This window comes from Natronomonas sp., assembly GCF_047616845.1.
Lineage (GTDB): Archaea > Halobacteriota > Halobacteria > Halobacteriales > Haloarculaceae > Natronomonas.
This window is the reverse complement of record NZ_JBLGBY010000020.1, coordinates 1-24025: the sequence shown is the minus strand read 5'-3', so window position 1 is coordinate 24025 and position 24025 is coordinate 1. Positions and strand designations below refer to the sequence as shown.

Sequence of the window (24025 nt, the reverse complement as noted above, 5' to 3'; positions counted from 1 at the left end):
GTGAATATAATCGTTCATATGGGTGCCAACTAACCGTGATACAAGATGGTCGACCCGACTTCGGACCTCGGTGAGGACGTCACCGAGGATGATGCGCCGAGATGTGAGGTCTGCGACGAGCCAATCGTATCCGAACCGACCCACCGGGTCATTACGTGGGTCGAGGACGGGACGGTACAGACAGCCCACTTCTGTGACGAAGAGTGCCGGCTGGAGTGGAACCCCTGACCGTTCGTCTGACCTCTGTCTGACATTTTGACGGTTTCGCTAGAAGACCTATCTACCCGGGGGTTCTATGCTGAACAGACGATGGCCACAGCACCCTCGAGCGTTGACCGTCCAGTGACGGTGTACGTGACAGCGCAACTGCTCTGCATTCCGCTTGCGCTGCTCGTCGCCTGGGAACTGGTCTCTGCCGGCCTGCCGCCCTGGGGTGCTGTGGCCTGCTGGCTCGCGCTGTCTGCATATCTCTCCCGGAAGCGGCTTCCGTCGGGGGTGTTGGGCGCCGGCCTCCAACTCGGCGCCGTCATTACCGTTCTCGCCCCGCTCGTGCCGTATCTGGTGGCGGCAGTCGAAGGCGCGAACGTGACGGCGGTCGATATCGCCACGGAACTGTTCGGCCCTGCGCTCGCCTTCACCGTCTTCGCGGCATTTGCGTACGCTGTCGGCCTCTTCTTGAAGCGCCGTGCGCGTCGGAAGCTCACACGGCAGGCGCGGAAGGGCTTGCGCCGCTGACGCGGCTCTGTGCCGACTGCGGCGAAGCGTAGGCTTAAGATTGTCCGGTCGGACGGTAAACGTATGACCGAGCAAGATACGAACGTCGAGGAGTTGATGACCTCGCCAGTCGAGACGGTGTCGCCGGACGCGTCGCTCGCGGAGGCGGCGCGCATCCTCACGGAGAAGGGAATCGGCTCGCTCGTCGTCGGCGAGGATCGACTCGAAGGCATCATCACCGAATCCGACATCGTCGCCGCCGTCGGCGAGGAACTCGACCCCACGACGCACGTCTCGGAGCTCATGTCCGACCCAGTCGTGACCATCCAGCGTCACGAAACGCTTCGGGCCGCCGCAGAGCGGATGGGCCACAACGGCGTCAAGAAGCTCCCCGTGGTCGAGAACGGTGCGGCCATCGGCATCATCACGACGACCGACCTCGCGTTGCACCTGCCGAACTACCAGGTGAGCATGGCCCACCAGTCCGAGCCCGACATCGTCGACGGCGAGTGGGAGTAGGCTGGTTCAAACATTGTAAATAGTGGCTTAATTTTATCATACATCGGTCGGAAAGCGTTGTATGGATTTCGAGCTGACTGACGCCCAACAGCAGATTCGCGAGGAGGTGCGCCGTTTCGCCGAGAACGAGATCATCCCGGTCGCGACGGAGTACGACCGCAAGGAGAAAGCACCACTCGAACTCATCGAAAAGGGCGCCGAAATGGGGTTGACGGGCGCCCAGATTCCGCTCGATTACGGCGGTGCGGGCTACGACATGCTCGACACCGCCATCATCGTTGAGGAGTTGTACGCCGCAGACCCCGGTATCGCCGGTAGCATCCTCGGCACCGCCTTCGGGAGCGAAGCCATCACCGCCTTCGGAACCGAAGCGCAGAAAGAACAGTGGCTCCCCGACCTCGCCTCCGGCGACGCTATCTGTGGGTCAGCTATCTCCGAACCCCACGCCGGCAGCGACGTCTCGTCGATCTCCACCCGAGCCGAGAAGGATGGTGACGAGTACGTCATCAACGGGAACAAGATGTGGATTACCAACGGTTCCATCGGGGACTTCTTCGTCGTGCTCTGTAAGACCGATTCGGACGCCGAAGGTCGCTACAACGGCTTTTCGCAGATCATCGTCGAGTCCGACCGCGACGGCTTCGAATCGGACAAAATCACGGGCAAGATGGGCATTCGTGCTTCCGACACCGCCGAACTCATCCTCGACAACGTCCGCGTCCCCGAAGAGAACCTCATCGGCTCGGAAGGAGCCGGCTTCCTCCAGCAGATGCAGTTCTTCGACGAGACGCGTACGCAGGTCGCCGCCCAGGGCGTCGGCATCGCCAAAGGCGCGAACCGCCGCGCGCTCGATTACGCCCAGGAGCGCGAGCAGTTCGGCCAGCCGATCGGCGACTTCCAGGCCATCCAGCACAAACTCGCCGAGATGCACACCGAAACCGAGGCCGCACGCCAGTTGACCTACAAGTCCGCGTGGTCAGTCGAAAACAAGGATGAGCAGCTAACGATGCTCGCCTCGATGGCCAAGGAGTACGCCTCGCGTATCGCCGTCAGATGCGCAAACGAGTGCGTCCAGATTCACGGCGGCTCCGGCTACGTCGACGACTTCGACGCCGAGCGCTTCTACCGCGACGCCAAAATCACCCAGATCTACGAGGGCACCTCCGAGATTCAGAAGAACATCATCGCCCGCGAACTCCAGGGCAAAGGGGTGTAAACCCACATTTTGCACGCGAACGCGGGTCGAGCGCGGTGCGCTCGACACCGGTTGCGTGGCGGCGAAGCCGCCACGTTATTCGGTTGCGGGCCTCCGGCCCGCAACCCACTCGGCAAAAACTTGGGGAAAATATGCGCGAGAGCCTCCAGCCGTGGTTCGAAAGACGCCAACGGCGTCTTTCGTCATCACGAGAGAGCTTTGCTCTCTCGAACGACGCCCTTCGGGCGCGTTAGTCGGCTCTCGCTACGGCGACTCGCTTTGCTCGTCGCCGCGAACCGCGAGCGCTGCGCGCTCGCGGATGCTGTACAATTTCTCATCCCGGGGTCGTAACTTATTGGGCGGCCCACCGCGAAGTCCCGGATATGACCACCTTCGAAGCGGGCGACATCACGCTGCACAAAGTCCGCGATTACGTCTGGGAGATTCCGCCGGAAGACGGCATGCGCGTCCCGGCGCGCGTCCTCGCCAGCGAGGCGCTGCTCGAGGAGATCTCTGACGACAAGACGCTGGAACAGCTGAAGAACACCACCCACCTCCCCGGCGTCCGGAAACACGCTCTCTGTATGCCCGACGGCCATCAGGGCTATGGCTTCCCAGTCGGCGGCGTCGCCGGCATCGACGCCGAAGACGGCGTCATCTCACCTGGAGCCGTGGGCTACGACATCAACTGCCTCACAGGAGATTCGGACGTTCGACTCTCGTTCGGCCGCCGAATTCCGATAGCTGACCTTGACGAACGGTTCGAAGACGAGGAAGTCATCGTGGCGGGCGACGAACTGTCCACATCGAACCTCCGACTGTTCACGGAATCCCACGATCGGGACGTGTTCGAGATCGAGACCGAAACCGGCCGGACGCTCCGTGCGACCGGTGATCATCGCTTCCTCACTCCCGACGGGAAGATCGAACTCGATGAACTCGGCCAAGGTGATACCGTGTTCGTCCACCCCTTCGAGGGAATAGAACACGAAGACCCCGAGGATTTCACCATCCTCTCTGAGCAGGATTTCGAGGATGAAGATCCCCAGCTAGTAGGGTTCCTGAAACGTAACGACCTCCTCCCGCTGAAGTCGACGGACGAGGCGTTCAACCGACTGTTGAAACTGGCTGGATTCCATACCGGAGATGGGGCCTTCAGAGGCCGACAAACCTGGTTCTATGCCGATCCGGAAGACCTCCAGACGATTCGAGAAGACGTCGACGCGCTCGGCTTCACACCATCGCGGATTTATTCCCGCGAGCGCGACCACGAGATAGATGGGAACGAGTTCACCCGTACCGAGCACAGCGTGAAGGTTGGCGCTCACGGATTCAAACAGCTACTCGTCCGACTGGGGGTTCCGGACGGAAGAAAGGTCGAATCCGACTTCGGACTTCCCGGGTGGTTCGACCGGCTCGCCGACTGGCAGCGAGCGCTCTACATGTCGGCGTATTTCAGTGCCGAGATGAATGCGCCGTCCGCGATGTCGAATACAAACCTCTACTGTCCGAAAGTCTCCCAGAACCGCCGAACCTCCGTAGCGGATGCCGGTGAGGAGTTCCTCGACGGTATCGCCCAGGCATTGACCGAACTGGGTATCGAGACGAACGAGATGGAGCGGTTCGAAGCCGAATCCAAGGACACTGAACGGCTACGTCTGGGTGTCAAGAACGACTCGGAGAACCTCCGCCGGTTCTTCTCGAAGGTGGGATTCTGCTACAACAGGGACAAACGACGAAAAGCGGTGCTGGCAGTCCAGTACCTTCGGCGGAAAGAACACGTCATCGACCGCAGAGCGGACATCGCATCGGAGGTCGAGGCACTGGCAGATGGCGGAACGTCGGTCTCGGCGCTGAGGGAAAGATACGATATCAACGACCGGTTCATCGAACGGAGCGCCTGGAGCGGCCGTTCGGGCAGACCGCGACCACCAGCCGATTTCCCCACGTTTGAGGAGTTCTGCGAGTCGACGGAGGTCACCGAGAACCTGACTGTACCGGTGGAGATAGCGTCCATCGAGCCCGCAGGTGAAGAGACTGTATACGACATCGGCGTCGAGCACGACGCCCACAACTTCGTGGCGAACGGGCTCGTGGTTTCGAACTGCGGCGTCCGGATGGTGAAAACAAACCTCACCTACCAGGACGTCCAGGGCAAGGAGGAGGAGTTGGTCGATGCACTCTTCGAGGCCATTCCATCGGGGCTCGGCGGCGGCGGCATCGTCAACGGCGACGCCGACACCATGGAGGCCGTCCTTTCTCGTGGCGTCGACTGGGCCCACGAAGAAGGCTACGCCACCGCCACCGACCTCGCACACTGTGAGGACGAGGGCGTTCGGACGGACGCCGACCTTGACGCCGTTTCACAGAAAGCCAAAGACCGTGGCCGAAATCAGCTCGGCTCGCTCGGCTCGGGCAATCACTTCCTCGAAGTCCAGCGCGTCACCGACATCTTCGACGAGGAAATCGCCGACGCGTACGGTCTCGAACGAAACCAGATCGTCGTCCTCATTCACTGTGGCTCCCGGGGTCTGGGCCATCAGGTGTGTAACGACTATCTCCGGGACATCGAACAGGCCCACAGCGAGCTGCTGTCGCAGTTGCCCGACAAGGAGCTCGCGGCGGCGCCGGCCGGCTCGCAGCTCGCCAAGGAGTACTACGGCGCGATGTGTGCAGCCATCAACTTCGCGTGGGTCAATCGCCAGCTCATCACCCACCGAACGCGGACGGTGTTCGAGGACGTCTTCGACACGCCGTGGCAGGACTTGGGGATGGAGCTGCTCTACGACGTGTCGCACAACATCGCCAAGAAGGAGGTTCACGAGGTGGACGGCGAGGAGCGCGAACTGTTCGTCCACCGGAAGGGCGCGACCCGGGCGTTCCCGGCCGGGCACTACGAGGTGCCGAAAGCCTACCGCGATGTCGGCCAGCCGGTCATCATCCCGGGCAGCATGGGCGCGGGGTCGTACGTCCTCTGCGGCGGGTCGGAATCGATGGAAATGACGTTCGGGTCGACGGCCCACGGCGCCGGCCGCCTGATGAGTCGCACCCAGGCCAAAGACGAGTTCTGGGGCGGCGACGTTCAGGACGACCTCCGCGAACAGCAGGTGTACGTGAAGGCCCAAAGCGGCGCGACAATCGCCGAGGAAGCGCCGGGCGTCTACAAGGACGTCGACGAGGTCGTCCGCGTCAGCGACGAACTCGGAATCGGCGACAAGGTCGCCCGCGTCTACCCAGTCTGTAATATCAAGGGCTGAGCGATGGCTGGCTTCGAACTGCTGCTCGGCGATGGGTCGCTCGACGTCGACCTGCCGGACTGTGAGGTGACGGTGGCCGACCCACCCGGCGGTGAGGCAGTCGACGTCCGCGAAGCTGCCAAGCGGGCAGTCGCCAACCCCGAGGGCCCCGAACTCACGGCACTTGTCGACCCCGATGACACGGTCGCTATCGTCGTCACGGACATCACGCGAGCGACGCCGGACGACGTTCTCGTTGACGTGCTCCTGTCGGAGCTCCAGCGCGTCGGCGTCTACCGGGAGCAGGTCAACATCGTCGTCGGGCTCGGCCTCCATCGACCGATGACCGACGCGGAACTCGACGAAATGCTCGGCGAGCACGCTGACCTCGCCGTGAACCACGACCCGGACAACACCGTCGAGGTCGGAGAGGTGGACGGCACACCTATCGAACTCAATCGTCGCGTCGCGCTCGCAGACCGCGTGCTCGCGACGGGAATGGTCGAACCCCACCAGTACGCCGGCTTCTCCGGCGGCGGCAAGACGGTCGCTATCGGCGCCGGCGGCGAACCCATCATCCGCTATACGCACGGCCCCGAGATGCTCTCGAAAGAGGGCGTCCGACTCGGCAGCATCGAGGATAACCCCTTCCGGGCGGCTGTCGACGAGGCTGGCGACGTCTGCGACCTCGAATTCTGCCTGAACGTCACGCACGGGCCAGCGGGCATCCTCGACGTCGCAGCAGGTGTCCCGCGACGTGTCGTTCGTACCCTCGCAGCAAGCGCTAAGGAGGCACTCTCCATCACAATCGATGAGGGGTACGACGCCGTCGTCGCCGGCGTCGGTGCGCCAAAAGACGCGAACCTCTATCAGACCACGCGCGCCGCGACGTACGTGATTCTGGGTGCGAACAACCCCCTGCGAGAGGGCGGCCGAGTCGTCATCCCGGCGGAACTCTCCGAGGGCGCGGGCGAAGGAACTGGCGAACAGCGCTTCTACGAGTGGCTCTCGGAGGCACACAGCGCCGAGGCGCTGTACGAAGCGATGCGGGACGGCTACGAACCGGGGGCACAGCGCGCCTTCGTCGTCGCTCGCGCGCTCCGCGAACACGACGTGTACGTGACGAACAGTCAGGCCCCAGAGGTCGTCGAGGCGTGTCTGATGACCGCCCGCGAATCCGTCGCGGATGCGGTCGACCCCGGAAGCGCCGTACTGGTTGTTCCGGACGCGCTGAACACGCTTCTGGTGTAATCAGTCGGTTCCGACGGTGACGCTGTCGGTGCCGTCGCCGTCGATCTCCGCCATCACGCGGTCGTGGAACTCCTGAAGGACGGCAGATTCGTCCTCGGCGAGCACAACGTCGCTGGCCATCAGCGTCGCGAGGCCGAACGCTCTCGGCGTCGGCGTCTCGACCTGCTGGACAGTCACGTCGATATCGCCCGATTCGACGCCGGCGAAGAACGTCTCGACCGCGCCGACGTCGAGTTTGTCCTCCAGTATCTCTCGGTACGTCTCCTCCATGACGGCGAAATCGGCCTTCTCCTGTGCGAAACTGATGAGCATCTCACTGGAGACCTGTTGTTGGCTCGCGGATTTTTCGTGGCCCTTGTACCGCTTCAGAATCATCAGCGAGCGAGTCGCGTTGATGCGGAAATATCGCTTGAGGAGGTCGGTGCCGTCGAGGGCGGCGCGGAGGTCGGCGCGAACCTCGGTGGGGTCGATGTCGTGAATTACGCCTTCGAGGTCGACCTTCCGGTTGAGCGGCATCGAGAGCGTGAAGCCGTGGTCGGCCACGGCGAGCTTGACGTTCGTATTTGCCTGCTGTGCACAGCGGTAGGCGACCAGTCGCGAGAGGCCGTCGTTGAACCGCCGGCCGTAGTTGGCGTGGATGTAGTAGTTCCGCCGGTACTCGTCGTGGTCGAGTTCGACTTCGATAGCGAGCCGGCGGTCGGTCGAGATGCTCTCACGGCCCGCATACCGGAGCTGTGACTCGAACATCCGGGTGATCGCCCGGACGGTGTTCTCATTGAGCGGGAACTCCCGGAGCCAGTGGCGGACGGCGGGTGCTCCCTCCTCGAAGCGGTCGAGCAGCTCGCGCTGGAAGGCGAGTATCTCCCGACCGAGGTCGTAGCTCAGCGGCAGTCGCTCGGAGAACCACGAGGGAACGGTCGCCCGCGCGCTCGTGGGGTCGACGTAGACTTTCGACCCCCGCCGGTACCGGTACTCGTAGCGTGAGCCGCCGAGGACGAACACGTCGCCCGTCTCCAGCGTGTCGAGATACGCCTCGTCGAGTTGGCCGACCCACTCGTCGCCCGACCGGGTGAACACGTCGCAGGTGAACGAATCCGGAATGGTGCCGAGGTTCGTCATGTAGATGACGCGGGCCAATCGGCCGCGCTTGCCGACGAGTGGCGTTCCCGGCTCGAACGCCTCGTAGTGGTGCTCGCCGCCCGGCGGGTCGTTCTCGTCCCGCCAGATTTTTGCGTAGACGTTCCTGTCCTCCATGCCCTCGTAGCCGGCCGTCAGATAGCGGAACAGGTGCTCGAACTCGCCGTCGTCGTAGCGCCGGTAGGGGTAGGCACGCCGGACGATGTTCTTGAGTTCGGCCTCGGGTAGCGGGCCGTTGATAGCCATCCCGTACACCTGCTGGGCGGCCACGTCGTGAGCGTTCTCCGGGACGAACACGCGGTCGACGAACCCCTCTTCGGCTTTCTTGAGCATCACCGCACACTCGATGAGTTCGTCGCGGTCGAGCGCTATGACGCGACCCTTGACCGTCTCACCGAGCTGGTGGCCCGCCCGCCCCACGCGCTGGAGGAGCGAGGCCACCGATTTCGGCGAGCCGACCTGTACCACGAGGTCGATATGCGGCATGTCGATGCCGAGTTCCAGCGACGTGGAGGTCGTCACCACGTCGAGTTCGCCCTGCTTGAGTCCTTCCTCGATTTCCGTCCGCCGGTCTTTCGACAGGGAGCCGTGGTGACACCCGGAGTTCGATTCGTCGTAGTCGCCGCGCTCTCTGAGGTTCTGCAGGACGCGTTCGGCACCCGACCGCGTGTTCGTGAACACGAGCGTGTTCGTGTGCTCGGCGACGAGGTCGTCCAACTGTCCGTAGAAACGGTCGGTGACCACGTCCCGTGGCGTATTGATGAGGTCGTCAGTCGGACACGTCAACTGCATATCGAACTCCCGGACGAAGCGTGCGTCGACGAGTTCGTAATCGCGTGGCTGCCAGCCATCGGGGTCGTATTCGTCGTCTGCTGTTTCCCCCGGCCCGCCGCCGACGAGGAACTCCCCCATCGTCTCCAGGGGTTCGACGGTCGCCGAGCAGCCGATGCGGGTCGGCGACGTCTCACACATCGCTTCGAGCCGTTCGAGCGACACCGAGAGGTGGGTGCCGCGTTTGTTGTCGGCCAGCGAGTGAATCTCGTCGACGATGACGTACTCGACCGTCTCGAGTTTCCGCTTGAACTTCGGGCTGTTGAGCAAGATTGCGAGCGTTTCCGGCGTCGTATTGAGGATATGTGGCGTCTCCGTCAGCATCCGCTGGCGGTCGCTGTCGCTCGTGTCGCCGTGCCGGATGGCGTGACGGATATCGACGGATTCGCCGCGTTCATCGAGGCGTTCGGTGATGCCGTCGAGCGGCTCCGTGAGGTTCCGGTGGATGTCGTTCGCGAGCGATTTCAAAGGCGAGATGTACAGACAGTAGACGCTGTTGTCGAGGCCATCCGCCGCTCGCGCCTGGTCGAAGAGGTCGTTGATAATGGCCGTGAACGACGCGAGCGTCTTTCCGCTGCCAGTCGGGGCCGCGACCAGGCAGTTCTCCCCGTCGTCGATGAGCGGGATGGCCTCCTTCTGTGGCGGCGTGAAGAAGCCGCCGTTGCTCGGGACGAACGCACCGAACTGCTCGACCCACCACCGCTGGACGGCGGGGTCGAGCCGTGCGAAGGCATCGGCGTCGTCGATGGCGACGGAGTCGGGGTCGTAGTCGAACCCTTGTCCCATCAGTCGCTCTCGTGCGACGGCCTCGGCGTCTCCTCCCATCGGAACCGGGTATGCGCCGAACCGGCAAGTGGGTTTGGCTATCGGCGGTGCGATGGGGCTGTCCAACCCCAGCACACTTGCCGACGGCCATCATCGTTGCCGACATGCACGTGACGTTTCTCGGCACCGGAGCCGCCATGCCAACGGGCGAGCGGTTCCAGACCGGCCTCCTCTTGGAAGACCGTAAGGGCGACGCCGACCCGCTGCTCGTCGACTGCGGCAGCGGCGTCTTACACGGCCTCGCCAGCACCGATGTCGGCTACGAGGGCATCGGCACGGTGCTTCTCACCCACCACCATCTCGACCACGTTTCTGACCTGATGGCGCTTCTGAAAGCGCGGTGGCTCGCTGGCGAGACTGAACTCGAAATCGTCGGCCCCGACCGCACGCAGGAACTCGTCGAGGGCCTCCTCTCGGTTCACGACTATATGGAAGACCGCTTCGACCTCACGTTCCGGGAAGTCGAACCGGGGTCGTTCTCCGTCGCCGGCTACGACGTGTCAGCCACCGAGACGGTGCATTCGATGTACTGTCTCGCCTATCGATTCGAGACCGAGGACGCCGTGTTCACGTTTTCAGCGGACACCGAGGCGACTGAGGCCGTGGCCGACCTTGCCAACGGTTCGGTCGTCCTCGCCCACGACTGTTCGTTCCCCGACGATATCGACGTTGACAACCATCCGACGCCGTCACAGCTCGGTGAGACGCTTGCCGGGTGCGATATCGGCCGCGTCTATCTGACTCACCTGTACCCGCACACCGATGGCCGCCACGAGGAGATGATCGAGTCAGTCGAGGAACGCTTCGATGGCGATGTCAGAATGGCGCGCGACGGGCTAACGTTCTCCGTTACGGAGCAGTAATCATTCCAGTCGATAGCGGAGCAGCGCCGCGATACCCCCGAGATTCGAGAGCTGCTGGCCGGGGTCGAACTCGTGGGAGAAGACGGTTACGTCGCCGCCCTGCCGTTCGACGCTCTTGACGAGTTCGTTGACGTCGACGTCCCAGTCGCCTTCGCCGGCCCGTTCCTCACGGAGCCGCTTATCGAGGATAAGCACGGTGTCGGTGGCGCCGTAATCGGCTGCCTTCTGTACCTCCTCGACGCCATAGGCCGCCTTCGCACCCTCGCCGATGCGTTCCATCAGTTCGTCGATGAGTTCGGCCTCCCGCGAGATGCGGGTCTCCGTCTGCACGCGGTCGACGGCGCCCCGTTTGAGCACTTCGTGAACGCCTCGGTCGCCGACAGCGGCGGTATCGACCATCTGTATCTTCTCGGCCACCTTGGGAGCGGTATCCTCGATGTAGTCGAGGGCGTCCTGTTTCGTAAAGCCCGGGCCGGCGAGGATGATGGCCTCGGCGTCCATCCGCTTCAGTATCTCCGTCAGCTCGGCGAACAGTTCCTCGCGGCCGCGGGCGTACTCGCCTTTGCCGGTCGTGCCCGTAATCGACGCGCGTTCGTCAACGCCGTACTGGGCGACGGTGTGGACGTGTGCCTCCCCTTCTTCGACTGTCGCGATGGCGACATCGGGCTGTTCAGCCGCCTCAACGGCCTCTTCGAGTCGCTCCAGTTGGTCGACCTGCCAGACCTTCTCGACGGTGATCTCGTCGTGTTCCTCGATGTTGAGCGTGTGATGGAAGCCGAGCTGGTCTTCACGGGAGCAATCGACGATTTCGCCGCCGACACGCAGGCGGTTCGCGAACTTCGCGAACTCGACATCGGTGACCTCGATCTGCACCCACATCGGCTCGCGCTGGCCACCGGTGTCCCGCATCTTATCATCCTCGCGTTGGATTCGCCGGGTGGTGTCGCCGGAAACGAGGTCGCCGGGCTCTAGAATGTAGGTGAGGTGCCACAGGTCGTCGAGGCTCTCGGGGACGAGCGTGATACGCTCGCCTCGTCCCTCGACAGCCTCGCGATCGGCGATGCGCATACGCCGACTCCGAGCGGCATCCCTAAGTGCGCTACCCTTCCTCGCTACCGGCGGTCGCTGTCGGCCGAGTCACTCACCGGGCGGACGGCCGGTGTCAACGCCTCCTCGTCCCACGGCGTGCCATCGCTGGGTTCCGTGGCCTTGTCGGGAACGAGTGGGTCGAGGTCGAGTGCGCGCCCGACGCCCCGGCCGTAGCAGTACCGAACCGCCATCGAGACGAGAAAGTGGATGAAGAATCCGATGAGGAGCACGCGCAGCGCGTACGCGATTGGCAACAGAAGCACCTGCAGGAGCAGTGAGACGAACCACGCGACTACGTAATCCTCGCTTCCGGCGCCGGAAGCGACCGTCTGGAGGTCGAACGCGGCACGGAACCGACCCGTGTAGGCGAAGAGGGCGACGCCGACCGGGATCGCGTACAACGCACCGATGAGATACATGAACGCGAACAGGGCGACCATCCCGATGCCGGAGAGGGCGGGGGTCACGAACGCCGATGGGAGGCCGGCAGCGGCGAGCACTGTCCCGAGGTCGACGTCGAGCGACCGGATGTAGATGAGCGGGCCCAAGACGACGACTGCTGGGAGAACGTACAGCACCGCGATGACGAGTGCCTTGAACCCATCCGAAAGAAGGCGGCCGTACTCGGTGAACTGCGGCGGGGTGGGGTAGTCGTGGCCGATGGTCGTCCGGACGACCTGGACGTAGTACCCGCGGACGATGAGCCACGGGAGGAGTGCCAGGAGGCTGAGCAGCACGTACACCGGGCCGAGGCTGCCGGCGACGACCAACATGAAAAGCAGGAGCAACAGCGCACCACCGATGAGAACGGCCCGACCGCCTGCCGGTGGTCTCGTCGGATAATCCAACGCCTCACGGAACATAGCCGACTCGACGGCCGGCCTGCGCTTATAACCACGGGACGAGGAATCCCCGCCTGGAATCACTCCCCGACCATCCGGCTGCCGCCGTTGGGGCAGAACTCCTGAACCCGGTCGGGACTGGCGATCTTCCGGATGAAACTGGTGTCCTCGAAGCGCTCCCGGAACGTCCGGTAGATTCGTTTCGCGATGTCGTTCTGGGCGAACTGGCCAGGCTCCAGCCGCACTGAGGTTTCGGCTCGTGGCTCGATTGCGTCCGGCGGCCCGCCGATGACGCGGGTGTCCGGCTCGCATTTGATGCCGATAGCGACACCGACCGGCACGTCCCGGTAGTAGTTCCGGTCGCCCCGGATGACGAAACTGCCTTTCTCGATATACTCGCCGCTTTCGGGTGTTTTCGATACCTGATCGGGATCAACCTCGTAGACGTCGCCGGAGAACTTCTTGTCTTTCCAGACCGACGAGTATGAGACGGCGAACTGGGCGGCCTCCTCCGTGCTGGAGTCGGGGATGTCGACGTCCCGAGCAGCCTCGTCGGGTTCGGTCGCTTTCAGAATCGTCACCGGCGCGCCGTGGGCCTGCGCGTGGAAGAAGCAGTCCGAGGGCTCCATGTACTTCTTGACGAGCTCCTCGTTCTGGTCGGCGTTGCGGCCGCCGAGAACGAGGAACCCATCACTCGTCCGGAACCAACGGAACCGTTCGTACCACTGCTCGTCGTACCGAACCGGAACCGACCCCATCGAGAGGTAATCCCGCTCGACGGCTTCCTCCGCCTCTGTCTCCTCCTCTTCACCTGGCTCCGTCCATTCCTCACGGCGCTGTTTGACATCCTCGAGGTCTTCGCGAGTGTCCTCGATGGCTGATTGGGCGCCCTCCTTCTTCGACCGGATGCGCTTGGCCTCGGTGTAGAGACGGTCGGCGTTCTTCTCGACGCCCATGTAGGGGTCAACGTCGATTCGGGCGTCGTCGATTTCGATGGTGACCATCGCTTCAGCCTCGTCGACGCCTACGACGGCCTCAGCCGCCGGAATGCCCTGTTCGGCGGCCTCCTCGAACGTCGCCTCGATATCCGTCCACGGAACCCCGCCGTCGCGGGCCTCCTGTACCGTCGAGCAGATTTCGTCCACGAGGTCGTAGTTGCCGTACAGCAGTTCCGCCTTCTCCTGTTCGGTCTCGGCCTGCTTTTCGAAATCCTCGATGGCGCCCTTCTGCTGTTCGATAATGCGTTTGTACTTCTCGATTTCCGCCTCGAAATCCGGTCGAGAGCTTCCCGGCGCCTCGCTGGCCGCCTCGGATTCCTGCTCGAGCCGGTGGAAATACTCGTCGATAGCGCCGTTGAAGTTCTCGAACGCCGTCGCGTCGTACCCCTCGGCCTCGTGTTCTTCGAGCGGCAGCGGCGTCGCATCGACGACCTTCGTCGTCTCCTCTTCGGTCTCCTCGTAGAGCCGCGGGTCGAGGCGACTCTCGTGAATCCGCTCGCGCATCCGTTCGAGTGCGCCGAAAAGCGCCTCGTACTGTTCGTCGGTGGCATCGGCGATATCGACCGTTTTCTCGACGCCAGCGCGGGTACAGAGCTCCTCTGCGTAGAGGCCGCCGAAGTTCAACTGCGTCGCGAGCGTCCGCACGAGGTCGGTATCGGACTGCTCCATCTTCGCCTCGAAGGCGTCGTAGTCACACTGCAGGGGATTGAATCGCGACTCGGGGTAGCCGTACTGGGAACCCGGAGCGACGGTGCGGGAGCGCAGCCTGACGGTGTCGAGAGAGTCGATGACCTCGCGGTCTTCGTTCATCACGGCGATGTTGCCGTCCCCGAACAGTTCGGCGACGACGTAGGTGGTCGCATCCTCGCGTTCGAACTCGAAGGTGAGGATGCGGTCGAAACCGTGCTGTTCGACGCCGACGAAGTTCGCGCCCGCGATTCGGTTCCGCATCATCATCGCGAAGTTCGGTGGCCGGCCTGGGGCATCGGGAACGTGCTCCGGCGTGGCGACGTGGGCTCGCTTTGGGTCGCCGACCTCGACGATGAGCTCGATGCGGCCGCGGTCGTAATCCCGCATCTTCAGCCGCACGAGGTCGTCGCCGTAGAGATAGGCCTTATCGACGACGGCGCCGGTGTAATCCCGGAGTTCGCCGACCTGGGCGGCGAGGTCGACGCTCGTCATCGCCCGCTTTCTGTCCATACTCCAACGCTCACGCGGCCCGGAGAAAGGCCTGACGGGTTCGCTCGCTTCGCAACCCCTTAGGACATGGTCGCCGGACGAGCGGTATGGACGACCGTCTCTCCGCCGCCATCGCGATGCTCGTGGGGGGTGCTGTCGCGGCCATCGGTACCGCCGAGTTCCTGGTCGCTGGCTTCGCACCGCCGCCGTTCGACCCGTTCGTGACCGGCCTCCTCGTCGTCGGCACTGGTGCGCTGTTGCTTCTGTCCGGTGTGCTCGCCTTTCGTGAGGCACTCGACCATCTCGCCCTCCGCGCGGCGACCGCGGTCGGTGTTCTGACGCTTATCCTCGCTGTCCTGCAGCCACGCTCGCTGCGTTTCGGCGGCGTCTTCTGGCTCGCGCTCGTCTCGGCCGGCCTCGTGGCCGCCGGCGCGTATCGCACCGTCAGCATCGCTTGGTGATTTGAACCAGGTGTACCGACGACCGTAATCAAGCCGAACGGTCGCTGACGCGGCTTCTCGAATACGATTTCGCGGATGGCCTCGTTTTTCACGGATCGTCCGTGCTTTCAGACGTCGACGCGAAACTGAGCGCCTACGTGTACGAGCGGTAGGCGGACAGACAACTCCATCACACGACAAATCTGTACGGTGATGGGCTTGCCTGGAGCTTCGATTCCTCGAAGATGCCATCATTTTAATATCAGCACAAGGAAACCTTCATCACTGAATCGTCTCGCAGAACAAATACGTAAGGCTGATTACCTGAAAATAAGTGGTATATACTATGCATACATCATCCCGACGCCTCACCGAAATCGCAGGCACGGTCTGTGGGGTCGGCGCGCTCGTAGTCGTCGGGGTACTGTCCGGGATCGATATGTGGACGGTGACTATCGTCCCGCTGTCCGTTCACGTATCGTTCTTCGAAGGCATCGTGACCATCGGCGCTTCCTTCGCCTTCGTGGCGATTACGGGGGCCTACGTCGTCTGGGATGTCTGGCGCGACAACGGCCCCGACCCCGTTCTCTCGGGGCCGGATGTCCAGGCTATCGTCCCAGCGTATCGCGATGCGGACATCGTCGACGTCTGTGTCGAAAGTCTCGTTGAGAGCGCCTACGATTCGCTTTCGGTCGCCGTCGTCGTCGAACCCGACGACCCAACGACTCGGAACCGAGCCGAGGAGTTGGCTGCCGAATACGACGCCGTCGAGTGCCTGGTCAACGGAGACCCGGGGTCGAAGGCGCTGGCCATCAACCACGCCGTCCGCGAGAGCGACGCCGACTACTTCGCCGTGTTCGACGCCGACGAATCCATCTCGCCGATGTTCATTCCGACGGCGATGGGGAATCTGCTCGGTGATGTCGACGTCTTCCAGGGTCGGCGCATTCCCCGGCCGACCGGCGTCGTGGAGACGCTTGCGTACTGTGAGCGACTCGTCGTCCACACCGGCTACGCCGCGGCCGACCTCGCTGGCTTCACCCACTGTCAGAGCTCGTCGACAGCATTCACCCGAACCGCCTTCGAGCTCGCTGGCGGCTACGACGACAAGCTGACCGAGGACATCGACTTCTCGCACAAATGTTATCGCGCGAATCTCACGGTCAAACAGGATCGAAGCTGCGCCAATACGATGGAGGCGCCCCACTCGGTTCGTGACCTCTGGGGGCAGCGAAAACGCTGGCGTATCGGCCACGTCGAGGTCGTCCACTCACGAATCCAGGAAGCCCTGGACGGCGACCTCGGCTTCGATGACATCCTCTCCATCGGCCGCGCCGCTGGCGGCCTCATGGCCGGCGCGTTCATGCTCGTTGTGCTTTCCCACATCCTCATCCTCACCGTCCAGGGGATCGAATCCGCGTTCCTCGTTCCGTATGGTCTCGTGTTGGCAACCGTCGGCGCGGTCTGGCTGCACGATTACCGCGCCGGCCACGTCGATGGCTTCCTGCCGGGCGTCTTCCTCGTCCCGCTGGTGTACTTCGGCCACGGTATCCTGACGGTCAAGTCGTTCCTGGAGTACTACCTCACCTGGGAGGGAGAGTGGTACCAAGTGACCAAGATCGGCAGTTGAAACCCGACGGCTTCGGCAACGATAATATCCGCAAACCTCTAGCGGGTGGGGCCTGATTGTGGGACTGTGACGATGTCCGGAGACGGATCGCGACTGTGGCCAATCGACCCGCGCACGTCGGTCAAGATCGGCGCTGGCTTCGCTATCGCCATCGTTCTGGTATACCTCCTCGGCGCCGTCATCGGGTGGGAGGAGACGATTCGCCGGCTCGCAGCCGCCGACCTCCGCTGGGTCGCCGTGGCATGTCTATCAACCCTTCTCTGTCTGGCCGCGTGGGCCAAAACCTGGCAGATCGTGCTCGAAGCCATCGATATCTCCGTCCCGTACCGAGAACTCATCGTGACGTTCTACGCCGCGACGTTCGCGAACTACGTCACCCCGATGGGACAGGCGGGCGGCGAGCCCTTCATCGCGTACATCCTCGCAAGAGACACCGAGGCCAGCTACGAGGAGAGTCTCGCGAGCGTCGTGACTGCCGACCTGCTGCGTCTGCTGCCGTTTTTCAGTGTTGGGCTCTTCGGCCTCGGCTACCTGCTGTTCACGGCTGCGCTTCCGACCGGAACCGAGGTCTTCGCGGCGTTGCTCGTTGCGCTGGCCATCGGACTCCCTGCCGTTATCGTCGCCCTGTGGCTCTATCGGGGACGGGTCAAGAACGGTATTCTGCGTGCGCTTCTCCCGATAACGAGCCGAACCAACCGATTCACCATCGAGGGCGTCGAGAGTCGCATCGAACACCTGTATGAATCGGTCGAGCTCATCGCCGACGCGCCGCGGGCGCTTCTTGCCGCGGTCGGATTCGCTTACCTCGGGTGGATACTCTTTGCGCTCCCGCTGTACTTCTCCGGGCTCGCACTCGGCCTCCCGGTGCCGCTGTTACTGGTCTGCTTTCTGGTGCCCGTCACCGTCATCGCGGGGTCGACGCCGCTGCCAGGTGGCCTCGCCGCGATTGAGGGCACGCTCATCGCGCTTTTGGCCGCCCTCGTCGCCTTCTCAGCCAACGAGGCGCTCGCGGTCACGACCGTCTACCGGCTGACGAGCTACTGGTTCGTCATCGGCGTCGGCGGGCTCGCCGCTTTCTGGGTGCTGGCGCGGGCCTAACCCTGTTCAGGCGCTGTCGTCGGCGATTCGTTCGCCGACCTCAAGCCCGTTCTCGACAGCGAGATGGACGCGTCCGTCGCCGACAACCCAATCGCCTGCGACGTAGAGCCCGTGTGGTTCGGCATCTCTGACGATGTCGTCGACGCCATCGTCAGGCAGTGCGTACCGCCATCCCTGTCTGTCCGTCCAATCGGGGTCGGCGAATCGCTCGTCGTCGAGTAAGTCTGCGACCAGTTCCGCCGCATCGGCTTTCACCGCCTCGCTTGGATCCTCATACCGGTCAACCGACCACTCTGGAGACATCTGTGCGGCAAAAAGCGATTCGCCGGCCGGAACGTGGCCGTCCTTCAGTTCCTCACGCGAGAGCCAGCCGACCGGGTGTTCGCGGTCGGTGTTGACCAGTCCGTACCACGGATACTCGACCTCGAAGGGGTAGTGCAGGAGGACGGCGTAGATGGTGCGATACGGGACTGCATCGACGGCAGCCTGGATATCGGCCAGAAGCGAATCGTTCCACTCCGTGGCCGCGAGGATATCGGCCGTCTGTGGCGCTGGCGGCGTCAGAAGCACCGCGTCGAACGTCCCGAGATCGTTGCCGTCGGTGTCGAGCAGCCACCAGTTGCCGCCACTGTGTGAGAGCCGCCCCACGCGTGTTTCAAACTCGATGTCGGCGTCGGCGCGGTCGAAAAGCCGCTTTCCCAACTGAGTGATGCCGTCTTCGTACGTCCACTTGTGGTCGTCGCGGCTCTCACCGGGTTCGATATCGCCGGCTGCATCGAACGTCCAGACCGGCTCCTGGATGTCGACGAGGCCGTCGGTCGGGAGCGTCTCCGTGATGAGTTCGTTCACCCGTGGACTGTTCGATTTGACGTAGTTTGCGCCGTGGTCGTACCGGCAGCCGTGCTTTCGGCGGGTCGCGGCGCGGCCGCAGACACCCCGCGACTTCTCGAAGACGGTCACGTCGACATCGGTGTCACGGAGCGCATACGTTGCGGCGGCGCCAGCAGCGCCCGCTCCGACGATGGCGAGTTCCATGCAGGGGCTACGGGGGCGCCCCGCAAAAACGCGCGCTCGTCCTACAACTCTGCCGCCAATGCGCGCAGTGTTGCGTCCGCCGCCGGCGAGAGGGGCGTTCCGTGTCCGACACAGGCGTGCTCGAACGACTCCTCGGCGACGCGGCCGATGCTCGTCGCGATCTCTTCTTTGTCGTATGAATCCAGCCACGGTGGCGAAACGAACTGCCTGTCGGATTCCCACACGAGGTCGCCGAGCAGCGCCGTCTCGGAGCCCTCGTGGAGAAAGACCGTATGTCCGGGGTTGTGGCCGGGCGTATGAACCGCTCGGAAGCCACCGATTTCGTCCCCGTCCTCGACGGGTCGGAGGTCGACGCTCGACAGCGAGAAGAGCCGACGGACGAGGCGGTGGAACGCGCCCTTGTGGTGACGCCACGGCGGCGACCACGACCGACGGACGAGTTCCGCGTCGGCGGCACCGAGATACACTGGAACATCCACGTCGAGCCGGCCCAATCCGCCGACGTGGTCGATGTCGTAATGGGTCAAGAGCACCCGGTCGATATCGGCTGTCTCGAAGCCGGCCGCCCGGAGTTCACCGGAGAGCGACCGCCGCGGAATCGGGAGACCGGTATCGACGAGCGTCACGTCGCCATCATCGACTACATAGGCGTTCGACCCGACCGGCTCCGGCCAGCCAACGTCGAGTAGGTGGACGCCGTCGGCGACGCGTCGCGGCATGCGTATCCGTTCCGCGTCGAGGCATATTAACCCCCGAGAAGCGGTGGGATTCACCCGGTGCTGTTCGGAGAATGTGGCGACGACGGCATCCTCGGCGATCGAGCGACGAAAATCGGAGAAACGCTCGAACAGGCACGGGCCGCGATTGCGCCGGGTCGCTGCGCTGATTACAGCCGCGTCGAGACGTACGGGCCGTCCTGGTAGTAGCCGAGTTTCTCGCGGTAGTACTCCCGGACGCCGATGCCCGAGATGACCGAGAGCTTCTCGTAGCCAGCGTCGGCGGCCATGTGTTCGGCCTTTTCGAGCAGCCGACGACCGTACCCCTTGTGCTGGTGGGCGCTCGCGGTTTCACCGCTCGCATCCGAGGCGCGTGGCGCCTCGCTGCCCACGCCGACCTCGTTCCCGTACACGTGGAGCTCTCGGATGAGCGCCGCGTTGTCCAGTTCGCGACGAACCGGGTCGTTGGGGAAGCGGAGCCGACAGAAGCCGATGAGAAGGTCGTTCTCGAAGTCCTCGAAGGAGATGAAATGCTCCGTGCCGCCCGCCGCCTCGTAGGTCATGACATCCATCTCGACGGTCTCCGGCTCCTCGTCGTTCATGCCGACCTCACGGCAGCGGATGCAGTCACAGTCCCAGCCGTGTTCGTCCATCCGCTTGCGGGCGAGCTGTCGGAGGTTGGATTTCCAGACGCCGGCGTCGATGAAGTCGGCGGGGATGTCACGCTGGACGCGCTGGAGCCGCGTGTACCGCGGAATCATGGATTTGATCTCCGCGACTAACTCTGCGGCTTCCTCGTTTGTGAGCGGGTCGTACTCCTCGTTGCGCCACATGTCGTAGGTGATCGTGTCGCGGACGACGAGCGTCGGGTAGATTTTGAGGTAATCCGGCCGCCAATCGGAGTTCTCGAAGAGCTCGCGGAAATCCTGCAGGCACATCTCCTTGGACATGCCGGGCTGACCAGGCATCATGTGGTACCCCACCTTGAACGCCGAATCACGGAGCCGTCGGTTGGCGTCGAGGGAGGCCTGGACGCCGTGTCCGCGGTGCATCTCGCGGTTCACGCGCTCGTAGGTCGTCTGGACGCCGACCTCGACTTTGGTGCCGCCGAGGTCGAGCATCCGGTCGATCTGCTCTGGGTCACACCAGTCCGGCTTGGTCTCGAAGGTGGTGCCGATGTTCCGAATCGGCGCCGTCTCGTTTTCGGCGATGACATCCTCCAGATAGCTGAACTCGACGTCGTCGGGGTCGGGCTTGAACGACTTCTCCTCGCTCGGGGTCGGTTCCGCATCGAGGTCGTAATCGTTCATCGCTTCCAGGGCGCGCTTGACGAACCACTCCTGATAGTCGTGGCTGCGTGCGGTCATCGTCCCGCCCATCAGGATGAGTTCGACCTTGTCGACGGGGTGGCCGATTTTCCGCAACTGATGCAGCCGAAGCGTCACCTGGCCATACGGGTCGTAATCGTTCTGGACGCCACGGGCGGCCGCCGGCTCGTGGCCGGTGTAGCTCTGCGAGGAGGAGAACTCCGATGCCGGCCCGCCGGGGCAGTAGAGACACTTCCCGTGCGGGCAGGTGTGCGGCGAGGTCATGATAGCTACGGGCGAGACACCCGAAGCCGTGCGGACGGGCTTTCGCCGCACAATCGGCTCCAGTTCCTCGCGGTGCTCCTCGGGGGCGTAATCGAGCAGTTCGGTGTTCTTCGGTACCTTCGGCGAGGAATACTCCCGGCAGGCGTCCATCTTGGCGGATTCGAGGTCGTCGCGGTCGATGTCACCCGCGAGGATGTCCTCGACGAGCGACTCACACACGCGTTCGAACGCCTCGGTGTCGGCCGGGTCGACATCGGTACTCATTCGCTGTCGGAACAAGGACGCCCGGCGGTAAGTGGCTAGCGGTTGGGGTCGACGACGCGAACGGTGAACACCACGCCATCGTGTTCGAAGCGCGTCTCCGGCCCGACGGGCACGTCTCGAACCGGCGCCTCCGAGAGGTATTCGAAGGTCAGCGGCGACGAAGGCGACTGGACACGCACCTCCGAGACGGAGTCGAGCAGCGGAACCGCGTCCCGGAACAACGGTATCGCACCGATGACCTCCGGCACGAGCGAAACGGTCGAAGCGGGAACGTCATCCTCCTCGATTTGCTCGAACACCGTCACCGCGTCCGTCGTCTCGCTGACGACGAGCATCGCCGTATCGCCGTCGCGTTCGGCCGGTCGTTTCGGGGTGACATCGTACGTCGTCCCCTCGACCTCGAACAGCGCGCCGAGCGAGCGTATCTCGCCGCCGATGCTCCCGTCATTGACGCGCACGTCCTCGACGCGGGCGTACAGCCCCGGCCCGAGAATCGGGAGGCTGAAGACGTTCGTGATGCGATGTTGGCGTCGCCACTCGCTTTCGGCGGCGACGGACGTGATGCCGCCACGGTTGAGATGCGGCGCGAGAATCCGCACCCAGCGTTCGCCGGTGTATTTCCGGAGATTCCAGCCCGAGGAAACGAACAGTGGGGACGGGCGGTCGTTCTGGAGTCGGATTGCTGCCGCCGTCGTCGACGGCGTGAACCGTTCCTGACTCGGCACGAGACCGAGCTCGAAACCGGGGTCGAGTTCGTGGAAGAACTGAACGTCGTCCGGCGTCCCGATGTCGGCATCGAAACCCGAGTCCTCGACTGCGAGCGGCTCGCCCGTCGTCGGTTCGTCCTCCGGGAGCGGGGCCGGGGTAACCGTCGGCTGTGGCTCCGAACTGTCGGCACTGCGGCTGTTGCAGCCGGCCAATCCGGCACCGAGCGCGACGAGGAGTGACCGACGGTGCATACCCTTCGTTGGGAAGCCAGCGAGAAAACGCATCCGGCGCAGTAGGCCGGCGGAGAAGTAGTCGCGTTACGCGGAGGGCGCGGCGATCTGCTCTGCGACCGCGTCGACGACCGCATCGAGCACGGCGTCGCGTTCGCCGGCCAGGAACTCGATCTTCGGTTGTCGAGCGCCGGGGTTGGAGACGCCGGCCTCGGGGGCCGACAACTGCAGCGAGGCGACGACCGCCTCGAGGTCGAGGGCGGCCTCGGTGCGGATGTGGAGTTCGTCCTTCGCAACGCCGATCACTGCATCGACATCGAGCCGGCGTGCGAGCTCGTCGAGCAGGAGCCGCGTCGGCGGGAAGTTGTACTCGTTCGTGTACGCTTCGGTGTCGAGCACCGTCACGGTCGCACCGTCGATTTCACGCTCATCGAGGTTCGCCGTCGCGGTGTCGAGCGCCGCATCCATCTTCGTCTCGAACTGTTCGGAGACCTGCTCTGCGAGGCCCGTCCGCTTCTCGAACAGGAGGTCGATGATGAGTTCGCGTTTGTCCTCATAGGACTGATAGAACGCTTTCAGTGCGATGGCTTCGCGCAGTTTGCGGGCCATCTCCTCGTCGATGCCTGCCTCTGCGGCGAGGTCGGCGTACACCGACGGCGTATCGTCCCAGTAGCTGATGGCCGGCAGATGTTCGAGGTCGTCCCAGACGTCGTCGTTGACGGCGGCGGCGACGTTGGCGGCGACCGTGGTGGCGGTGCGCTGTTCGACGGTGACAAGCGAGCCGATCTCGTCGACGACCTCCTCGTCGGCCGGGCGGCCGTCGAGGACGACGCGCGGCGCGCCGTAGATGTCGAGCAATTCGAGGCCGTCAGTCGAGGCGGCCGTCGACCCGGCGGCGGCGAAGACGAAAAGCGGGAGTTTCTCGTCGTGACGCTCCCGGTCGCCGAGCATCCGCGTGGCGTCTTTCGTCGCGTCGTTCATGTCGTAGACGCCGTCCTCGAGCGGCCGGCGGTCGAAGTAATGATACACCGCGTCGGCGGTGGCGTGCTCGGATTCGATGAGCGGCAGCACGGCCCGCTCGATAGCCGCACCAGCGACGTAACCGTCCGCCGTGGCGTCGTGTCGAACGACGACCGGTCGGGATTCGAGCACTGCGCGGCGAATAGCGGTCGCAGCGTCAGTGATGTCGTCTCGAATCTCCGTCACCGCATCGTCATCGGCGAGCAGCCGCGTGGTCTCCGGGCTGGCGCGGTTGTCCAGCGCCTCGTCCATTCGGGTTTCGACCGCGCCGAGTGCCTTGCCTTCGAGTTCGACGAGCGATTCGGTTTCGACCTGGATCTCGTCGCGTCGGAGCCGAACCTCGCCGTCCAGTCGGACGATATGGTCGGCCTCGATTTCGGGGTAGGCTCGGACGCCCGCCTCGACGAAGGCCGCACAGTCGACGACGCCGGTCTCGTCACGCAGTTCGAACACCGTCGGGCCGGAGGTCTGTCGTACGGAGACGACTTCGCCTTCAAGCCGAACCACGTCGCCGACGTGTTCACGCAGCGAGTCGACGTCGATTCGGTTCAACTCCGCCGTCTCAGGGACTTCTTCGGCTTCCTCCTGTGCTTCCGCTTCGGCTTCGGCTTCC

The 24025-nt window shown here is 63.8% G+C and carries 19 protein-coding genes and 1 pseudogene; 11 read left to right on the top strand and 9 right to left on the bottom strand.

Going from position 1 to position 24025, the window contains the following annotated elements:
- The first annotated feature begins 45 nt into the window (after positions 1-45).
- From ACI8UR_RS05980 to ACI8UR_RS05950, 7 genes and pseudogenes are all read left to right on the top strand, one after another.
- On the top strand, positions 46-228 hold the full coding sequence (locus tag ACI8UR_RS05980; RefSeq protein ID WP_411715432.1) for a hypothetical protein: 183 nt from the start codon (positions 46-48) through the stop codon (positions 226-228).
- 81 nt (positions 229-309) lie between these two features.
- Positions 310-735 (top strand): hypothetical protein, encoded by a 426-nt coding sequence (locus ACI8UR_RS05975; RefSeq protein ID WP_411715433.1) that lies wholly within the window; start codon positions 310-312, stop codon positions 733-735.
- A 63-nt stretch (positions 736-798) separates the two neighbouring features.
- Entirely contained in the window at positions 799-1233 is a 435-nt protein-coding gene (locus ACI8UR_RS05970) for a cyclic nucleotide-binding/CBS domain-containing protein (protein ID WP_411715434.1), read from the top strand.
- A 61-nt stretch (positions 1234-1294) separates the two neighbouring features.
- Entirely contained in the window at positions 1295-2449 is a 1155-nt protein-coding gene (locus ACI8UR_RS05965) for an acyl-CoA dehydrogenase family protein (RefSeq protein ID WP_411715435.1), read from the top strand.
- 362 nt (positions 2450-2811) lie between these two features.
- Positions 2812-3120: pseudogene (locus tag ACI8UR_RS05960) on the top strand (RtcB family protein); the annotation flags it as partial.
- Positions 3100-5685: an RtcB family protein gene (locus ACI8UR_RS05955; RefSeq protein ID WP_411715437.1), complete on the top strand. Its 2586-nt coding sequence runs from the start codon at positions 3100-3102 to the stop codon at positions 5683-5685. The pseudogene ACI8UR_RS05960 and the gene ACI8UR_RS05955, both read left to right, overlap by 21 nt.
- Before the next feature lie 3 nt (positions 5686-5688).
- Complete coding sequence (locus tag ACI8UR_RS05950) at positions 5689-6915, top strand: lactate racemase domain-containing protein (protein WP_411715436.1); 1227 nt, start codon at positions 5689-5691, stop codon at positions 6913-6915.
- Here the strand turns inward: ACI8UR_RS05950 and ACI8UR_RS05945 are convergent, their stop codons facing one another.
- Positions 6916-9708, bottom strand: coding sequence for an ATP-dependent helicase (locus tag ACI8UR_RS05945; protein ID WP_415087662.1), 2793 nt, complete (start codon positions 9706-9708; stop codon positions 6916-6918).
- A gap of 104 nt (positions 9709-9812) precedes the next feature.
- Between ACI8UR_RS05945 and ACI8UR_RS05940 the strand changes: the two genes are divergently transcribed.
- The gene (locus ACI8UR_RS05940) at positions 9813-10571 is read left to right on the top strand and encodes an MBL fold metallo-hydrolase (protein WP_411715357.1); all 759 of its coding nucleotides are present in this window, start codon (positions 9813-9815) and stop codon (positions 10569-10571) included.
- Here the strand turns inward: ACI8UR_RS05940 and ACI8UR_RS05935 are convergent, their stop codons facing one another.
- The 3 genes from ACI8UR_RS05935 to rqcH are packed head-to-tail and all read right to left on the bottom strand — an operon-like array spanning position 10572 to position 14700.
- A complete protein-coding gene (locus tag ACI8UR_RS05935) occupies positions 10572-11639 on the bottom strand; it encodes an mRNA surveillance protein pelota (RefSeq protein WP_411715356.1) in 1068 nt (355 codons plus the stop codon).
- 44 nt (positions 11640-11683) lie between these two features.
- Positions 11684-12523, bottom strand: a complete 840-nt coding sequence (locus tag ACI8UR_RS05930) for a DUF4013 domain-containing protein (RefSeq protein WP_411715355.1) — start codon at positions 12521-12523, stop codon at positions 11684-11686.
- Between the two features lie 59 nt (positions 12524-12582).
- A complete protein-coding gene (gene rqcH / locus ACI8UR_RS05925) occupies positions 12583-14700 on the bottom strand; it encodes a ribosome rescue protein RqcH (RefSeq protein WP_411715354.1) in 2118 nt (705 codons plus the stop codon).
- Positions 14701-14786: 86 nt separating this feature from the next.
- Between rqcH and ACI8UR_RS05920 the strand changes: the two genes are divergently transcribed.
- From ACI8UR_RS05920 to ACI8UR_RS05910, 3 genes are all read left to right on the top strand, one after another.
- Positions 14787-15140 carry a hypothetical protein gene (locus tag ACI8UR_RS05920; RefSeq protein ID WP_411715353.1) on the top strand — a complete coding sequence of 118 codons (354 nt, stop codon included), beginning with the start codon at positions 14787-14789 and terminating at the stop codon, positions 15138-15140.
- Between the two features lie 325 nt (positions 15141-15465).
- The gene (locus tag ACI8UR_RS05915) at positions 15466-16749 is read left to right on the top strand and encodes a glycosyltransferase (RefSeq protein WP_411715352.1); all 1284 of its coding nucleotides are present in this window, start codon (positions 15466-15468) and stop codon (positions 16747-16749) included.
- Between the two features lie 72 nt (positions 16750-16821).
- Positions 16822-17847 carry a lysylphosphatidylglycerol synthase transmembrane domain-containing protein gene (locus ACI8UR_RS05910; protein ID WP_411715351.1) on the top strand — a complete coding sequence of 342 codons (1026 nt, stop codon included), beginning with the start codon at positions 16822-16824 and terminating at the stop codon, positions 17845-17847.
- Between the two features lie 6 nt (positions 17848-17853).
- On the opposite strand, the gene ACI8UR_RS05905 is transcribed toward ACI8UR_RS05910, so the two are convergent.
- From ACI8UR_RS05905 to ACI8UR_RS05885, 5 genes are all read right to left on the bottom strand, one after another.
- Positions 17854-18882 carry an NAD(P)/FAD-dependent oxidoreductase gene (locus ACI8UR_RS05905; protein WP_415087660.1) on the bottom strand — a complete coding sequence of 343 codons (1029 nt, stop codon included), beginning with the start codon at positions 18880-18882 and terminating at the stop codon, positions 17854-17856.
- 41 nt (positions 18883-18923) lie between these two features.
- Positions 18924-19601 (bottom strand): MBL fold metallo-hydrolase, encoded by a 678-nt coding sequence (locus tag ACI8UR_RS05900; protein ID WP_411716173.1) that lies wholly within the window; start codon positions 19599-19601, stop codon positions 18924-18926.
- Between the two features lie 167 nt (positions 19602-19768).
- Positions 19769-21454 (bottom strand): tRNA uridine(34) 5-carboxymethylaminomethyl modification radical SAM/GNAT enzyme Elp3, encoded by a 1686-nt coding sequence (locus ACI8UR_RS05895; RefSeq protein ID WP_411716172.1) that lies wholly within the window; start codon positions 21452-21454, stop codon positions 19769-19771.
- Between the two features lie 35 nt (positions 21455-21489).
- Positions 21490-22413, bottom strand: coding sequence for a hypothetical protein (locus ACI8UR_RS05890; RefSeq protein ID WP_411716171.1), 924 nt, complete (start codon positions 22411-22413; stop codon positions 21490-21492).
- Positions 22414-22479: 66 nt separating this feature from the next.
- Positions 22480-24025, bottom strand: a 1546-nt coding sequence (locus ACI8UR_RS05885; RefSeq protein WP_415087659.1) for an OB-fold nucleic acid binding domain-containing protein, incomplete at its 5' end; no start/stop codon positions are given.

Coding starts and splice junctions, on each gene's coding strand:
- ACI8UR_RS05895 (WP_411716172.1), bottom strand. CDS start 21,454: ATGAGTACCGATGTCGACCCGGCCGACACCGAGGCGTTCGAACGCGTG.
- ACI8UR_RS05890 (WP_411716171.1), bottom strand. CDS start 22,413: ATGCACCGTCGGTCACTCCTCGTCGCGCTCGGTGCCGGATTGGCCGGC.
- ACI8UR_RS05915 (WP_411715352.1), top strand. CDS start 15,466: ATGCATACATCATCCCGACGCCTCACCGAAATCGCAGGCACGGTCTGT.
- ACI8UR_RS05965 (WP_411715435.1), top strand. CDS start 1,295: ATGGATTTCGAGCTGACTGACGCCCAACAGCAGATTCGCGAGGAGGTG.
- rqcH (WP_411715354.1), bottom strand. CDS start 14,700: ATGGACAGAAAGCGGGCGATGACGAGCGTCGACCTCGCCGCCCAGGTC.
- ACI8UR_RS05975 (WP_411715433.1), top strand. CDS start 310: ATGGCCACAGCACCCTCGAGCGTTGACCGTCCAGTGACGGTGTACGTG.
- ACI8UR_RS05920 (WP_411715353.1), top strand. CDS start 14,787: ATGGACGACCGTCTCTCCGCCGCCATCGCGATGCTCGTGGGGGGTGCT.
- ACI8UR_RS05900 (WP_411716173.1), bottom strand. CDS start 19,601: ATGCCGCGACGCGTCGCCGACGGCGTCCACCTACTCGACGTTGGCTGG.
- ACI8UR_RS05930 (WP_411715355.1), bottom strand. CDS start 12,523: ATGTTCCGTGAGGCGTTGGATTATCCGACGAGACCACCGGCAGGCGGT.
- ACI8UR_RS05905 (WP_415087660.1), bottom strand. CDS start 18,882: ATGGAACTCGCCATCGTCGGAGCGGGCGCTGCTGGCGCCGCCGCAACG.
- ACI8UR_RS05910 (WP_411715351.1), top strand. CDS start 16,822: ATGTCCGGAGACGGATCGCGACTGTGGCCAATCGACCCGCGCACGTCG.
- ACI8UR_RS05950 (WP_411715436.1), top strand. CDS start 5,689: ATGGCTGGCTTCGAACTGCTGCTCGGCGATGGGTCGCTCGACGTCGAC.
- ACI8UR_RS05940 (WP_411715357.1), top strand. CDS start 9,813: ATGCACGTGACGTTTCTCGGCACCGGAGCCGCCATGCCAACGGGCGAG.
- ACI8UR_RS05935 (WP_411715356.1), bottom strand. CDS start 11,639: ATGCGCATCGCCGATCGCGAGGCTGTCGAGGGACGAGGCGAGCGTATC.
- ACI8UR_RS05980 (WP_411715432.1), top strand. CDS start 46: ATGGTCGACCCGACTTCGGACCTCGGTGAGGACGTCACCGAGGATGAT.
- ACI8UR_RS05945 (WP_415087662.1), bottom strand. CDS start 9,708: ATGGGAGGAGACGCCGAGGCCGTCGCACGAGAGCGACTGATGGGACAA.
- ACI8UR_RS05970 (WP_411715434.1), top strand. CDS start 799: ATGACCGAGCAAGATACGAACGTCGAGGAGTTGATGACCTCGCCAGTC.